Annotated in this window: 15 protein-coding genes; 5 read left to right on the top strand and 10 right to left on the bottom strand. The window is 32.2% G+C overall.

Features of this window, described 5'->3' with window-relative positions; translation table 11 throughout:
- Window positions 1–33 precede the first annotated feature (33 nt).
- Both ACFWV9_RS15500 and ACFWV9_RS15495 read right to left on the bottom strand, forming a co-directional pair.
- Complete coding sequence (locus ACFWV9_RS15500; protein ID WP_411896144.1) at window positions 34–1,356, bottom strand: hypothetical protein; 1,323 nt, start codon at window positions 1,354–1,356, stop codon at window positions 34–36.
- Window positions 1,357–1,522: 166 nt separating this feature from the next.
- The gene (locus ACFWV9_RS15495; RefSeq protein WP_411896143.1) at window positions 1,523–2,221 is read right to left on the bottom strand and encodes a hypothetical protein; all 699 of its coding nucleotides are present in this window, start codon (window positions 2,219–2,221) and stop codon (window positions 1,523–1,525) included.
- A gap of 221 nt (window positions 2,222–2,442) precedes the next feature.
- Here ACFWV9_RS15495 and ACFWV9_RS15490 point away from each other — a divergent pair, with 221 nt between their 5' ends.
- A complete protein-coding gene (locus tag ACFWV9_RS15490; RefSeq protein ID WP_411896142.1) occupies window positions 2,443–3,525 on the top strand; it encodes a DUF3667 domain-containing protein in 1,083 nt (360 codons plus the stop codon).
- Here ACFWV9_RS15490 and uvrA read toward each other — a convergent pair.
- On the bottom strand, window positions 3,522–6,314 hold the full coding sequence (gene uvrA, locus ACFWV9_RS15485; RefSeq protein ID WP_411896208.1) for an excinuclease ABC subunit UvrA: 2,793 nt from the start codon (window positions 6,312–6,314) through the stop codon (window positions 3,522–3,524). The genes ACFWV9_RS15490 and uvrA overlap by 4 nt on opposite strands.
- Window positions 6,315–6,551: 237 nt before the next feature.
- Between uvrA and ACFWV9_RS15480 the strand changes: the two genes are divergently transcribed.
- Window positions 6,552–7,136 (top strand): RNA polymerase sigma factor, encoded by a 585-nt coding sequence (locus ACFWV9_RS15480; RefSeq protein WP_411896141.1) that lies wholly within the window; start codon window positions 6,552–6,554, stop codon window positions 7,134–7,136.
- A 230-nt stretch (window positions 7,137–7,366) separates the two neighbouring features.
- Here ACFWV9_RS15480 and ACFWV9_RS15475 read toward each other — a convergent pair whose 3' ends face one another.
- Both ACFWV9_RS15475 and ACFWV9_RS15470 read right to left on the bottom strand, forming a co-directional pair.
- A complete protein-coding gene (locus ACFWV9_RS15475) occupies window positions 7,367–7,915 on the bottom strand; it encodes a hypothetical protein (protein WP_411896140.1) in 549 nt (182 codons plus the stop codon).
- A 47-nt stretch (window positions 7,916–7,962) separates the two neighbouring features.
- Complete coding sequence (locus tag ACFWV9_RS15470; RefSeq protein ID WP_411896139.1) at window positions 7,963–8,619, bottom strand: endonuclease III domain-containing protein; 657 nt, start codon at window positions 8,617–8,619, stop codon at window positions 7,963–7,965.
- A gap of 34 nt (window positions 8,620–8,653) precedes the next feature.
- On the opposite strand from ACFWV9_RS15470, the gene bcp reads away from it, so the two are divergent.
- Complete coding sequence (gene bcp / locus ACFWV9_RS15465) at window positions 8,654–9,109, top strand: thioredoxin-dependent thiol peroxidase (RefSeq protein WP_411896138.1); 456 nt, start codon at window positions 8,654–8,656, stop codon at window positions 9,107–9,109.
- 29 nt (window positions 9,110–9,138) lie between these two features.
- Here bcp and ACFWV9_RS15460 read toward each other — a convergent pair whose 3' ends face one another.
- From ACFWV9_RS15460 to ACFWV9_RS15445, 4 genes are all read right to left on the bottom strand, one after another.
- A complete protein-coding gene (locus ACFWV9_RS15460; RefSeq protein WP_411896137.1) occupies window positions 9,139–10,698 on the bottom strand; it encodes a sugar porter family MFS transporter in 1,560 nt (519 codons plus the stop codon).
- A 101-nt stretch (window positions 10,699–10,799) separates the two neighbouring features.
- Window positions 10,800–11,684 (bottom strand): hypothetical protein, encoded by an 885-nt coding sequence (locus ACFWV9_RS15455; RefSeq protein ID WP_411896136.1) that lies wholly within the window; start codon window positions 11,682–11,684, stop codon window positions 10,800–10,802.
- Between the two features lie 55 nt (window positions 11,685–11,739).
- A complete protein-coding gene (locus ACFWV9_RS15450; protein ID WP_411896135.1) occupies window positions 11,740–12,603 on the bottom strand; it encodes a family 16 glycosylhydrolase in 864 nt (287 codons plus the stop codon).
- A gap of 136 nt (window positions 12,604–12,739) precedes the next feature.
- Window positions 12,740–14,188, bottom strand: a complete 1,449-nt coding sequence (locus tag ACFWV9_RS15445) for a TonB-dependent receptor (protein WP_411896134.1) — start codon at window positions 14,186–14,188, stop codon at window positions 12,740–12,742.
- Window positions 14,189–14,278: 90 nt separating this feature from the next.
- On the opposite strand from ACFWV9_RS15445, the gene ACFWV9_RS15440 reads away from it, so the two are divergent.
- Entirely contained in the window at window positions 14,279–15,040 is a 762-nt protein-coding gene (locus tag ACFWV9_RS15440; protein ID WP_411896133.1) for an MBL fold metallo-hydrolase, read from the top strand.
- 2 nt (window positions 15,041–15,042) lie between these two features.
- Window positions 15,043–15,549: a hydrolase gene (locus ACFWV9_RS15435; protein WP_411896132.1), complete on the top strand. Its 507-nt coding sequence runs from the start codon at window positions 15,043–15,045 to the stop codon at window positions 15,547–15,549.
- Here the strand turns inward: ACFWV9_RS15435 and ACFWV9_RS15430 are convergent.
- Entirely contained in the window at window positions 15,546–16,190 is a 645-nt protein-coding gene (locus ACFWV9_RS15430) for an alpha/beta hydrolase (RefSeq protein ID WP_411896131.1), read from the bottom strand. The genes ACFWV9_RS15435 and ACFWV9_RS15430 overlap by 4 nt on opposite strands.

The raw sequence follows: 16,190 nt of genomic DNA, 5'->3' as shown, positions 1-16,190 counted from the left end.
GACTTCTACTAACCAACCAAAAAAATCATTATTTTATCCTCTTGTTCGTCTTGAACTTGATCTGGTAGAACTTTGGTTGCTTTTTCTACTACTTTTAGATCTTGTTGATACAGACGATGACTTTCTTTTATTTTGAATTGTACTTTTCTGTTTACTTCTGTTTTGCGACGACGGTCTGTTATATTTACGAGAATTAGTCGCTTTTGGTTTTCTAACAGAAGAACTATTTGTTCTTACTTTCTTATTGGACACAGAAGATCTACTTCTGGTCACATTTTCTTTAATATTTCTTGAACGTGACGTATTATTCAGTCTACTTGTTCTATTTTGAGATGATACTCTAGAGTTAGAATGAGAAGTAGTAGCATTACTATTTCTATTAGTTCCAGATCTACTCATAGTATTTTCTCTGGTATTAGATCTTGTATTTACACCTCGCTCAACATTTCTAGTATTAGATCTTGTGCTTAAACCGCGCTCATTATTTCTTGTAGTAGAACGTGTTGTTAATGCTTCTGATCTATTATTAGTTCTAGATCGCATTGTGCCAGAATTATTGGCTAAACGTGTAGATCTAGTTCTTGTTATTTCAGCATTTCTACGTTCAACTGTTCTCTGAATGTTACGCTCTGTTCTATTTCTAGGTGTTTGAGCATATCTATTAGAGTTTCTAGTCGAAGCATTGCGTCTTCCATACTGTGTGTTACCGCGTCTTCCATTATTTACATTATAGTATCTCACATTATTTCTGTAAGGTCTATACCAAGTATATCTAACAGGTGAATAATACTGTCTATAAGGAAATGTATTTAAAATACAGTAGTTAACTGGTGGAATCGCATAGAATCTGTGCCATGGTCTCCAAACATAACCTCTGTTGTAAATATTTATAAACCCATCATATCTCCAAAAGGCATTATTTCTGTAATAAATATTTAATCCACCAATTCTGTTAATTCTCCCAAACCCATTGTAATTTATAAATATATTACCTACTTGATTCACCCTACCATAGTAGTCATAAAAAATAGGTGTGTTTTCAATTTGAACAATGGCTCCAAAACTATCATACTGAACATAAGGGTTATAATCAAAACCAGTATTAAAACTTAAAGTAAATCCTGGTCTGTTAATACCTATATTTACGTTTGGTCCATATTGAGGAATGTAAAAGTCGAATTGGCCATCTGCAAATACTGAGAATTCAATACCTGCTTCCACAAATATGAAAGAATTACCATAACCTCTCACATAATTATTAATTGAAGCATCAGCTTCCATTGAACTTGTGTTAGTTGCAAATGCAGTGGTGCTAGCCGTCACCAAAACTGCAAATAAATATAGTAATCGTTTCATAGTAAAAGGGTTTTAAAATTATACTCATTATCTATGAAACAAACAGCGTGCCAAAAAAATTAAAAGTCTGATTGTTAGTAATATACATTATAAATAAAACCCTGAATTATTTGGGGTAATATTCAGGGTTTTGAAAACCACTAAGAAATTGTCAATGGACTATAAATTAGTCTGAAATTTTATTTTTCAGTTTTTTCTGTTTTTTGACTTTTCCATCTTTTTTATAATAGTAGTATCCGTCATCATTCCAATCTTCTTCCCAGTCATCATTATCCCATCTATTATTTCCTTGTCCTCTTCTATCATAATTCCGATCTGATTCAAAATCATTGAAGCCATATACACCATTACCCGGATTGCCAAAATTCACTTGTCCTCTTGTGTCAGACATAAAACCATGTCTGTTGTATAGAACTCTAAGTCCCCCAACTTGACGAAGTAAACCACGTCTGTAGTCCATATAAACTGAACCAGCCCTAATGATTCTTCCGAATCTGTCGTAATTAATAAATACATTACCAATGCGCCTGACTCTACCGAGTCTATCATGTCTCACAAGTGTTCCATGGTTAGATCTTCCATAAACATGACCTGGAGCTCCGTAATTTCTGCTTCTTCTATTTCTTCTGTCTTTGTAATAGACATTACGAGGTGAATCATAGAATATCTCTGTGTTAAAGTCGAAGCTTCCATCAGCAAAGATTAAGAATTCTACACCACGCTCTACAAACAAAATAGGTTGTGCATAGCGATAGCGTGATGTAATATCTAAATCGATACTTTTAGTTTCAGAAGTTTTTTCTGTTGCGGTTACAGTTGTTAATCCCATTAACAAACCTGTAAATAGTAAAACTAATTTTTTCATAATTATAAAATTTAGATTTTGCCTACTCATATTTAGCTTTTCGGCTTACGCTATTAGTTAAGCTGGTTTCAATTAACGTGCCATTATTGTAAGCGCCATATATTCAAATGATTAAATGAATTGTTGATGACTTTATTGTTACAATATTTAATTTCAATCTTCTATATTGTAAGTGGAGTGTATTAGAAATTTCACTAATTTTAAACAGACATTAACCAATCATGAATAACCAACAAGTCAATTGTCAAAATTGTGAAGAACCTTTTGAAGAAGGATTTAAATTTTGTCCACATTGTGGGCAAAAGACTAATGATGATCTTACAATAGGTGTTTTATTTTATAACACTATAAGCAACTACTTCTCATTTGATGCACGTTTTTTAAAGAGTTTTTTTCCGTTGGTGTTTAAGCCAGGACATCTTGCAAAGGAATTCATAAAAGGCAAGCGTTTACTTTATCTGCATCCTGCTCAGATGTATTTATTTATTTCGGTGATTTTCTTTTTTGTTATATCATTTAGTACAAGAGAACTGGTGTCTCAGGCAAATACACTTAATGAAAAGGTGGTAAAAGGTGATATTGAAATTAATAAAATTAATGCTGATAGCGCAGAAGCCGTTCTTGATTCAATACAATTAGAAAAAGTATTGAAGCCATTAAAGGAAAATCAAGATAAGTTAGGGCTTAAGGAAGAAGATTTCAAAATTGCCGATTCTATAATTAAGAGCGCTAATAATGAACCAAATAATATTAATTCTTTTTCTGGTTTTAATAAGAAGAAAATTGACTCTATGATTGATGCTGGTTCTGAGAAAGAGTTAATTTATAAGGAAATGGGAATGACAGATGATGCTGGTTACTTTCAAAGACGATTTTTTGCAAATATTCTTAATCTTATTGAAGGTAGAGGAGCAGGAGGGATGGTACAAGCATTTTTTGATAGTGTACCAATTGCAATGTTTTTTTTAATGCCTTTGTTTGCATTTATTTTGAAGATTTTCTATTTCAATAAAGGGACATATGCGCACCACTTAGTTTTTAGTTTTTACTTTTTTTCTTTTCTATTTACCGTATTTAGTATTTTGTTTGCGGTAAATAGATTTGTTTATGATATACCAGATGGGATTGATTGGCTCATTGCAATATCGACTTATTTATATTTTTTACTAGCCCTGATAAAATTTTATCGCCAACATTGGTTGCTTACTTGGTTTAAAAGTGGAATAATCACATTTATTTTTACAATATTTATAATCCCAACCTCATTTTTATTACTAATAGCCTTTTCCTTTGTGTTCTATTAAAGGAGCTTAACAGATAGGTATTTTCCTGTAATGGATTTTGTATTTTTTATTATTTCCTCTGGCGTTCCGTTTGCTACTAAATTACCACCTCCTTTACCACCTGAAGGTCCAAGGTCTATGATGTAATCTGCACATTTTATCAAGTCAATATTGTGCTCAATAACAATTATAGAATGCCCTTTTTCAATAAGTGCTTGGAACGATTTAAGCAATTTTTGAATATCATGGAAATGTAAGCCTGTGGTAGGCTCATCAAAAATGAAAAGTGCGTTTTCACTTTTACTACCTTTTCCTAAAAATGTTGCTAATTTTATTCGCTGTGCTTCACCACCAGAAAGCGTAGAAGAGGACTGACCTAAAGTAACATAACCTAAGCCTACATCTTGCAATGGTTGTAGTTTATTTTTAATTTTTGTTTGATTGGAAGAATTAAAAAACTCAATGGCATTATCAATAGTCATGTTTAAAATATCATCAATTGTTTTGCCCTCAAAGGCTACTTCTAACACCTCTTTTTTGAAACGTTTACCACCACATGTATCACAAGTTAAATGCACATCTGCCATAAATTGCATTTCAATTGTAACTTCTCCTTCACCTTTGCATGTCTCACAACGACCTCCATCTACATTGAAACTAAAATGTTTGGCCTGGTAATTACGTATTTTACTTAATTTTTGTGATGCAAATAATGCCCTTATATCATCATAGGCCTTTATATAGGTCACAGGATTTGATCTTGAAGAACGGCCAATTGGGTTTTGATCTACAAATTCAACATGTTGAACATTAGTGTAATTACCTTTAATTTCTGTGAATTGACCAGCTTTATCACTAAATCCTGTTAACTTCTTTTGTATTGCTGGATATAATATTTTCTTTACCAAAGTACTTTTACCACTACCTGATACTCCTGTAACTACGGTAAGCATTCCTAATGGAAAAGTAACATCAATATTTTTCAAGTTATTTTCTCTTGCGCCAACAACTTCAATTTGGTATTTAGCATCCCTACGTTTTTTAGGAATCTCAATTTTTAATTCACCATTTAAGTATTTTGCAGTTAGGCTGTCTGAAGCAATTATATCTTTAAATTGTCCAGTGGCTACTACCTTACCACCAAAAGTACCTGCCTCTGGTCCAATATCTATAATGGTGTCTGCTGCTTTCATTATATCTTCATCGTGCTCCACAACAATGACTGTATTACCTAAATTTTGTAGTGATTTTAGAACATTAATTAGTCGTTCTGTATCCTTGGGGTGAAGGCCAATGCTAGGTTCATCTAATATGTACATAGAACCAACCAAACTGCTTCCTAATGAGGTGGCCAAATTAATACGTTGACTTTCACCGCCTGAAAGGGTATTTGATTTTCTATTAAGCGTTAAATAGTCTAATCCTACATTAGTTAGGAATTCAAGTCTAGTATTGATTTCTACTAATAGTCGTTTTGCAATTTTTGAATCGTACTTATCTAATTTTAATTGATTAAAAAATGAAACAAGTTCTTTGATAGGTAAATCGACTAAATCCGTAATGGTTGATCCATTAATTTTAACATAACCAGCTTCTTCACGTAATCGTTTACCCTTGCAAACATTGCATTTTGTTTTACCTCGATAACGCGATAGCATTACACGATTTTGAATTTTATAAGCCTTGGACTCTAGTTCAGAGAAGAAACTATGTAAGCCTTCAAAATACTCATTACCAGACCAAACCAATGTTTTTTGATTGTCACTTAATTCAAAATATGGTTTGTGAATTGGGAAATCGAACTTATGAGAATTGTTGACAAGCTGATCTTTATACCAACTCATACTTTCACCTCGCCAAGGGAAAATTGCATTTTCGTATACCGATAGTGCACTATTAGGTATAACTAAATCTTCATCAATACCAATTATATCGCCATAACCTTCACATTTAGGACAAGCTCCATATGGATTATTAAAACTAAAAAGATGTGCATTTGGTTCAAGAAACAGCATGCCATCTAATTCAAACTTATTATTAAAAGTTGTTCTTTTTCCTTCAGTAACTGTTTTAATAATACAAGAACCAACACCTTCGAAAAAAGCTGTTTCTATGGCATCTGCCAGTCTGTTTAAAAAATCTTCATCCTCTTTAAAAACTATTCGATCTACAACTAAAAAAAGATTTTTAATAGATTTTATATTTTCCTTTAATGCATCATCAATCCTTAATACTTCATTCTTAACTTTTACTCTTGCATAGCCCTGTTTTTGAAGCGTCTGTAACTTATTCTCAATTGTTCTTCCTTCTTCTAAAATAATAGGAGACAAAAGCAATAGCTTGGTTCCTTCCGAAAAGCGTGATATAAATTCTATAACATCTGTAACGGTATGTTTTTTGACCTCATTTCCTGATATTGGTGAAAATGTTTTACCAATTCTGGCAAATAGTAGTTTTAAATAATCATAAATTTCTGTAGTTGTACCTACAGTTGAACGTGGATTGGTAGAATTTACTTTTTGCTCAATTGCAATCGCAGGTGCAATACCTTTTATGAAATCTACTTTGGGTTTGTTTAATCGGCCTAAAAACTGACGCGCATAGCTTGATAGACTTTCTACATAGCGCCTTTGTCCCTCGGCATACAAGGTGTCAAATGCTAAACTTGACTTACCAGAACCTGATAATCCTGTAATTACAACTAGCTGATTTCTAGGAATTACAACATCAATATTTTTAAGATTATGGAGCTGAGCACCTTTTATTATAATATTTTCTTTGGGATTAACATCTGTTATGGCAGTATTCATAGGTATTCTTGGTGTATAATTTTGCAAAGATACTACAACTTATTTTGCTGATAAAACGCAACAATAATAGATTAAATGTTAAATTTTGGTAATAAATTTTGTTTTTTCGGAATGATTGTTGTTATATTTGAGACGTATTCAATTAAAAAACACAGCGTATAGCATAGAATTACTTTAATTAAAAAGCTAAAAACCCCAATCCTAATAGCCTAGTTATTAGGTGTTAAAGTAATTATTATGAAGAATGAACTTATCCAAGACGCTGAGTTGGTATCAAATTACATACAAGGCAACGAAAATGCTCTAGCAGTATTAATTAAAAGACATAAACAAAGAATATACAGTTTTATATATTCTAAGGTTTATGATAGAGATATCACGGAAGATATATTTCAAGACACTTTTATTAAAGTTATAAAGACTTTAAAATTAGGTAAATACAACGAAGAAGGTAAGTTTTTACCATGGGTTATGCGGATTGCCCACAATTTAGTCATTGATCACTTTAGAAAGAATAGTAGAATGCCAAAGTTTGATAATGCAGGAGAGTTTAGCATTTTTTCAGTTTTAAGTGATTCTAGTTTAAATGCTGAAAAATCTATTATTAAGGAACAAGTAGAAGAAGATGTGAGACGAATAATTGAGGAATTACCAGCAGATCAAAAGCAAGTTCTTATGATGCGTATGTATCAAGATATGAGTTTTAAGGAAATATCGGAGAGAACAGGTGTTAGTATCAATACTGCATTAGGACGAATGCGGTATGCACTTATTAATATGCGTAAGGTTATAGAACAAAATAATATTGTTTTAACAAATTGATATAATAAAGTAGAATAGGTTGCGTTATAACCATATAATAAATCCTAAATTATTAATATGGAAAAAATTTACTCTACGAATACCCCAAAAAATGTTAACCTAAAACCAAAAGATGAAACTGTAAGTTTCCTTTTGAATTATTCTAAGGCTTTAAGTGTTATAAATTATAATAAATTGAAGTTTGAAGCACTTCTAAATTAAGTTGGAAAAAGAATCCTGGTTTGAAAAAATCAGGATTTTTTTGCAAATAATAATTCTTCATAATTCTTTGTGTTCAAATATTCTTGTCTCAAAGTATTTAAATAAAGTATTATCTCTTTTCTATTTTGGTAAGATGTATTTAAACAATTCTCAGATTCATCATCCAATACAATAGCTACTATATACCAGTTGCCTTTTCTTGTAAAGTAAACTTCAGACAAATCTGTCTCTATATTATTTGATGTTAATACATCAACAAACATTGGCAGTATATTTATTGATTTGTCTGGTATTTCCACTTCATAAAAAGTGATAAAATAATATTTATCGTTAATTTGAAACGGTACATCATAGTCTACGTCGATATTATTAAGTTGAAATTTTGTATTAATAAAATTATAGAATTCATTTTCATCTTTTGAATCCTTAAATATATAAGCCATTTCCTTTGGTAGCATGTGTTTAAAATTCTTTGCCTTTTTAATTTTAAAGCCTTCCTTTTTGTATTTAGGAGCAATTCTAACAGGAATACAAGAAACAATAGTAACAGAAAACAGAATTAGAAGGAAATTTTTCATTGATTGATAATTTCCCTTTTAGGAATCAATAATTATGCCAACAAAACCTAACTTTTCTTTTTGTAATAAGCATTTAATACTGATTTTCTTCCAATAGTTTTAGTAATAATATCCTTATCGATATTCCAACCACGAGCTGGTGAATATTCTCTGCCATACCAAATAATTTGAAGGTGTAAATCGTTCCATAATTTCTTAGGAAATAGACGTTTAGCATCTTTTTCGGTTTGGACTACGTTTTTGCCATTGGTTAAATTCCAACGATACATTAATCTATGAATATGCGTATCTACCGGAAAGGCAGGTATACCAAATGCTTGTGATAAAACTACAGCGGCAGTTTTATGGCCTACAGCAGGCAATGCCTCTAATTCTTCATAAGTTTGGGGTACTTTACCATTGTGTTTATCAATAAGAATATGAGATAGCCCATATATGCCTTTACTCTTCATTGGTGATAGCCCTACAGGTTTTATAATTTCTCTTATCTCTTCAACACTTAGTTTTACCATATCATGTGGATTATCTGCGCGCTCAAACAACAGTGGTGTTATTTGATTAACTCTTACGTCAGTGCTTTGGGCCGACATTAAAACCGCAATTAACAAAGTATATGGATCTTTATGTTCTAATGGAATTGGTATTTCTGGATACAATTCATTTAACGTATTTATAACAAATTGTACCTTTTCTTGCTTAGTCATTCATCGTATTTTTACAAAAACAAAATTAAGCATTATGACGCATTTAAAAATAGGGGATAAGGCACCAGATTTTACAGCCAAGGATGAACAAGGAAATGATATATCATTATCAGATTATAAAGGAAAAAAACTGGTAGTTTTCTTTTATCCAAAAGCAAGTACGCCAGGTTGTACGGTAGAGGCATGTAACCTTAATGATAACTATGATCGTTTTAAAGCTCAAGGCTATGAAATTTTAGGTGTAAGTGCAGATAGTGCAAAGCGTCAATCAAATTTCAAAACTAAATATGGATTTCAGTATCCATTGTTAGCTGATGAAGATAAAGCTGTAATTGAAGCATTTGGTGTTTGGGGCCCAAAGAAATTTATGGGTAAGGAGTATGATGGCATTCATAGAACTACCTTTGTTATTGATGAAAACGGTATTTTAGAAAATGTAATCACTAAAGTGAAAACTAAGGCACATACAGATCAGATTCTAGTAAGTTAGAATCTGATTTTATAAAGTCTCGTAATAAACTATTTTACCAATTGCGCTTCAAGTTCTTCCAATGATTTTCCTTTGGTTTCTGGAATTACTCTAATAATGAAAAATAAACTTGCAAAGGCAAATAAGCCATAAATCAAGAAGGTCATTGCACTTCCAATAGTTGATAATTCCCATGGGAAAATAAACTGGACAGCTGCTGAAACCGCAGAATTAACGAACCCTACAAACGAAATTGCCACACCTCTTATCCTTAAAGGGAAAAGCTCTGAAAATAGCACCCACATTACTGGTCCAAGAGAAATAGCAAAGCAAGCTACAAATCCAAGAATACCCATTAGTATCAGAGATGGATTCATACTAATTGCAGCAGTGATTAATTCTGATTCATTTTGTTTTGCTCTTTCTACTCCTAGTATGGATTTCAGTTCATTTTTATATGCAACGTCATTTTTAAATGATTTACCTGCCAGAACAACAAGGTCTTCCCTTAGTTCAATATTTGAAAGTTGATTTATCTTATCATTGTCAAGTGAATATGTCGCAGAATTAAAACCGTATGCTAGTAGTACCATAAAGACACCAATTCCTGCAACTCCAAAAGTTAGTAAAGGTTTACGTCCTAATTTATCAATTAAAAGTATTGCTAAAATGGTGAAAACCAAGTTGGTAACACCTACTAAAATAGCTTGAATAAAAGAGGCGTCAGTACCAATACCTGATTGCTCAAAAATCATAGGCGCATAGAAAAACACCGAATTTATTCCAGTAATCTGTTGAAGTATACCTACAACCAAACCAATTGTAATAACAAGTCTCATTGCAGGTTTAAAGATTTCCATAACAGATACTTTCTCTTTATTCTTGTCAGATTCTAATGAATCTTGGATAGCTGTCATATCTTTTTCGACTTGATCATCAGTATAAAACTTCTGAAGTACTTTTTTTGCCTCAACTAAATGATTTTTCATTATTAACCATCTTGGACTTCTAGGTACAGTTAATAACCCGAAAAAGTATAATACTGCAGGCAAGGCTTCTATACCTAACATCCAACGCCAATTGTTCTCTGCAATTCCTAAAGATTGTACCCAATTCGCATCAGAATCAGCTAATGACAAAATATAGTAATTACTAAAAAACGCAATGGTAATACCTAGTACAATGTTTAATTGATTAAAGGAAACTAGCCTTCCCCTTTGTTCAGGTGGAGCAATTTCAGCAATATACATTGGTGCTAAAATTAGTGAGGCACCAACACCAAAACCACCTAGCATTCTAAAAATTAGAAAAAGTGAAAAATTTGGTGCTAGGGCAGATCCTATGGCAGATATTGTGAATACAATTGCACATGCTTTAAGCATTATTCTTCTCCCGAAGCGGTCGCTTAAAGGTCCAGAAATCATCATTGCTAAAGCGGCAATAATAGTAAGTGAACTTACTGAGAAACCAAGTTCTATATCAGTTAGGTTAAAATCTATTTGAATGAATTTATTTACACCAGAAATTACAGATGCATCAAATCCCATCAAAAAACCTCCTAATGCTACAATAAGTGCAATACGAATGATAAATAGTGATTGTTTATTCATTTTAATGGTTGGTTAGTTAATGAATTTATCTTATTGGCTGTTATAAGATCAGCATCTAAGGTACTAATCTATAATTAAAAACCTATTGATAATTTTGGACATTAGGTTAATTCGTAAATAGTATAGGTTCTTGTCCAAGATTTGGATGCTCCAGCTTTTAAATTTATATCAATAAAGAGTTCAGGGCTTATTACATGACCAGTGCCCCATAGATTAATAGTGTTAGTTTTAAAATCTCCTTTTTCAGAAATTCCAATATTATTTTTTAAGTTTTCTAACTTCCATTGAGCATCTACTAACTTACCACCTGAAAGATTACTAAAGAAAAAGTCGCTTTTTGGCTTACTCTTAAAATTTATTTTATTGTCTTCAAATGTTACAACTAAGTCAGGATTAACGGTATCTCTAAATAATTGAGGGTTCATATTAAAGTTTAAGATTAATTTATAGTCTTCACTTATCAATGCTTTATTGATAGACATGAAGTTATGAACGTACTCATTTGTAATAATGGTTTTTTTACCTGTGTTTTTGAGATAGTACTTTATTATAAAACCATTACCCGAAAGTCTTATTTCCTTTTCGAGGAGGTAAGAATATCCATTATGCAACTTAGATTCACATGTACAATGAATATTTTCTGAATCAACATTTACCTCAAAATTTGCAGGTTGTATTTCATACTTCTTCATGAAGAAGTACTCTGACTCTTCCTTTTTTAATAGTCCAACACCTATTTTATGAAACCAATCATCTTGTTTGAGGTTTTGATAACCAATAGGAGAATCTATACCAAACTCATTATAGAAACCTCTTCCAAAATGAGGTATTTCCATAGGATCTGTCTTTTCATCTCCTGTTACGAGCAATCCTTTATATTTTACAGTTTTAATTTTACCTGTCCAGTCAAAACGTGAAAAGTTGTAGTTCTCTAAAGGATTATCAATATGAAGTTCTATTGTTTTATTTTTTAGAATATATGTCATTTAAAAATAGGCTTTATGACTTAATACTATAATAAGTTTAATTAGTCAGAAGTTACTATTGAGCATTTGTTTTTTGATATACTCTTAACCAATCAATAAACATATATTGTGGGAAAGGGGAAGAAGAATCAGGCCGCCCTGCATATGTACCTCCAACGGCAAGATTAAGTAGTATGAAGAATTCTTTGTGAAATTCTGACCGTTCATTATCTGATATAGAAGTAGATGCAAATTCTTGGCCATCCACAAACCACGAGATTTTATTTTCATCCCATTCTAATCCAAATACATGAAAATTATCTGCAAATATTCCTTCCTTTAATTTATAAGAAACTGCACCCATCATAGCATGAGAATCTGATTGATCTGCATAATGCAAATTTGCTTCAATGACAGAGTCATCTTTAGTGCCATACAACTCCAAAATATCTATTTCTCCGCATTGTGGCCATGGTGTATCACCACCGTTTTCATCAATATTAGCACCCAACATCCAAAACGCAGGCCATATTCCTTTACCCTTAGGTAGTTTAATACGAGCCTCAATTTTGCCATATTCCCAAGTTTGCTTATTGGCCGTATGAAGTCTAGCAGATGAATACTGATTCATACCATGGATGTCACTCTCATGAATTGCTTTAATCACTAAACATTCATCCTCAATATAGGCATTAGCGCTACTATTGGTATATCGTTGCCACTCATCATTAAATTGACCAGCTTTTAATACCTGGAAATTCCAATTGTCTAAATTTATAGTTTCTGTGTTGAATTCATCAGACCAAACAAGATTCCAAGGGTCATTGCCCTCAATTTGTTTCCTTATTTGATTATTTTCTTTGCTTTTATTATCCCTACATGAGAGGATAGACATGGAAATAGTCAAAATAACAACAATAGTTCTTGGTACTTTGTTCATACAGAAGGTGATTTTTGATTTGCAGTTGATTACTAAGACTAAAAATAAGTAATTATAGTCAAAGCACGTTTTCAACTTTCAATAATCTGAAAACAAAATAAACTTTAATGAGATTTAAAAATAAGAGTCGTAGAGGTTATCTTAATACTTCCTCAGTTTCACAACCGAAAAGTGATTTCTCTTTGATTAATTTTGCGACACCCTCAGGTAGCATTTCTTCCCAACCTTCTTCACCACTAGTGATTTTCTGTAAGACTTCTCTGGAGAAAACTCTAAGGATAGATGGATCATAATCGTGAATATCTACAACTTTCCCATTGTATTTAAAGAATTTATATAATTCTTTCATACGTGGATGAACCTTAAGATTTTCACTATTTGTTAGTGTTCCATCCTCATTTTCCATAGGGTAAAGGTAAACACGCAAATCTTTATAGAATAACTTCCCAAAGGCTTCTAATATCCCGCCACTTAAATGGCGATAGTATTTTTCATCGAAAATGTCAATTAGATTGTTTACACCCATTGAAAGTCCCATTCTATTTCTGGTATATTGAGAAAAATATTCAACTAACCTATAATATTCTTGGAAATTAGAAATCAGAACGGTTTGGCCAAGTGAACATAATAGACGAGCCCTGTCCATAAAGTCCTGTTCGTCTATTTCTCCTTCAGCTCTAAGGTTGGAGAGTGTAATCTCAAAAATAACCTGCGTCTTCTCTTTGTCAACCTTATTTTCCTTGATAAACATTTCGTATGATTTCTCAAACATGTCCATATTTACCTTTGTAACAGGTCTAAAGCTACCTCTTAGTGCAAGGATGTTCTTTTTGTATAATACTCTTGCTGGCAATACGTTGTTACCATCTGGAGCAAACATCACAGCATCAGTCATGCCGTTTTTAACAAGTTGCAAACTCATTAATCTGTTATCAACATTTTCGAAAACTGGACCAGAAAAATTGATAGTATCAATTTCTAATTGGTCTTTATCTAAATGATCGTATAAATAGCGTAATAATTTGCGCGGTTGATTGTATTTGTAGAATGCACCATAAATAAGGTTAGTTCCTAATTTACCTAGCGTCTCATGTTGCAGTCTTGCATCATTCTCTCTAAAACGAATATGTATAACAATATCATTATATTCCTGATCTGGAGCTACTTGATATTTAATTCCAACCCAACCATGACCTTTATATTTCTTAGCAAAATCAATTGTTGCAACTGTATTGGCATATGAAAAGAATATCTTGTTTGGATGCTTCTCTCTTCCTATACGTTCTTCAATAAGATTAACCTCGTGATTAAGCATTTTTCTTAACCTTGCTTCGGTTACATAGCGCTTATCGTCTTCAATACCATAAATGGCATCGCTAAAGTCTTTATCATAAGCAGACATGGTCTTTGCAATAGTACCAGATGCACCACCAGCTCTAAAAAATTGGCGTACAGTTTCCTGACCAGCACCAATCTCTGCAAATGTTCCGTAAATATCTTTGTTAAGATTAATACGTAAGGCTTTGTCCTTTAATGAAGGTATGTTTTCTATTTCAAAGTCACCTTTGTACCTTATGTCTTCCATAGAATTTGGGTTCTTCATAATGCCGTAAAGGTACTATTTTACAGTGGTAAACAAAAAAATAAGCTTATTTTTGTTTTAAACTTAACAGTCTTGACAATAACATTTTTAGGAACTGGTACGTCACAAGGAATACCCATTATCGGCAGTAAACATCCTGTTTGCTTAAGTGAAAACCCAAAAGACAAAAGATTGCGAGTTTCAGTATTAGTAGAGTGGGATGACTATACATTTGTTGTAGATTGTGGACCAGATTTTAGACAACAAATGCTAAATGCCAATGTCACTAAAATCGATGGTATAATATTCACGCATGAACATGCGGATCACACCATGGGATTAGACGATATAAGACCATTCTTTTTTAGACAAGGTGATATTTCACTTTATGCACATAAGAGAGTTTTTAAAGCTTTAGAAAAGCGATTTGATTATATCTTTACTTCTAAAGCGAAGTATCCAGGTGTTCCTAGTGTTAGAAAACACATAATATCCAATAAACCATTTGAGGCTGGTGACTTAGAGGTTTTGCCTATAGACGGACTACACCATAAGCTTCAGGTTTTTGGGTTTAGATTTAAAGATTTTGCATATTTAACTGATATGAAAACAGTATCAAAAGAAGAGATGAATAAATTAAAAGATTTAGATGTTCTTGTGGTAAATGCGTTACGGGAAGAACCTCATATATCTCATTTTAATCTGGAAGAGGCGCTGGAATTTATAAGTAATGTAAATCCTAAGCGTGCCTATTTAACTCATATTAGTCATCATCTGGGATTTCATGACGAAGCACAACAAAAACTACCTAAAAACGTTTTTTTAGCTTACGATAACCTACAAATACATATTTAAAAATGAAGAAGAGAATTTTTATGTACCTGTTTTTGTTTTCGGTATTACTTATTGTTTTTCAGTATGTCAATTCGAAAAATATAATAGATAAATATGAAAAGGATATACAAACCTATAAAACTAATATCCTTGGACAGGAAGAAAATATCAATCTATTAGAAGATCAGAATTATGAATTAAATCATTTCAGCATTAATGGTAATGAAGAAGCCTTGACCTTTTTTGAAGATAAAGGCTATAAAACTGAGGAATTAATTCCGGCAATAATTGATGGATTATATAGCATGAATAATTATAAGGGAGAAGATCATCCTATTGTACCGTATGTATCCATGACAGAGTCTAAAATGGTAATCAATAAGGTGAGAATACTAAATCACAAATGGATTATCGCTGATTTTACTGATACAGAGAATTGGGGGGAAATCTTTGTCAATTATGAAATTGACGAAAACAATGAATTAAAGTATAAGCTAGTTGATTACTTTTTGTATCCTATGAACAATTAGATATATTTCTCTAACCAGGATTTAAAATCATAAAAGTTTTGAGGTGCAACACCGTGACCAACTGGGTACTCAGAGTAAATGTGGTTAATATCTAAAGCTTTTAAAAATCTGGGAGTTTTTCGAGCCCAATCAACAGGAATTACTTGGTCTACTGTGCCATGGGAACAAAAGAAGTTTAAATGTTTATAGTCCTCTTTGTTCAGATCTTTAGGTAAAATATCTTCGTTAATATAACCACTTAAAGCAACTATATTTTTTACTTTGTTAGGATAATTTAATGCCACAGCATAGCTTAATATTGTGCCCTGGCTAAAGCCCAACAATGTGACGTTGTTAGAATCTACAGAATAATTTGTGCAAGCATAATCTATAAATTCAGCAATTAGCTTTACGGATTCTTTAGCTTGTTCGTTATTACTCCATTTTCCTTTTTCAGCATCAAAGTTTATTGCATACCATGCATTGCCAAAAGGTTGCATTCTGTAAGGTGCTCTCAATGAAATAATGAATACTTCTTCTGGTAGCTCTTGTGCAAAAGAGAACAAATCATTTTCGTCACTTCCATAACCATGGCACATAATTAATAATGGAGCCTTAGATTTTAATGATGAAGGGCGTTTTACGTAGAATAGATTATTCAT

The sequence above is a fragment of the Winogradskyella sp. A2 genome, assembly GCF_046762865.1.
Lineage (GTDB): Bacteria > Bacteroidota > Bacteroidia > Flavobacteriales > Flavobacteriaceae > Winogradskyella.
This window is presented reverse-complemented; position numbering and strand designations above follow the sequence as displayed.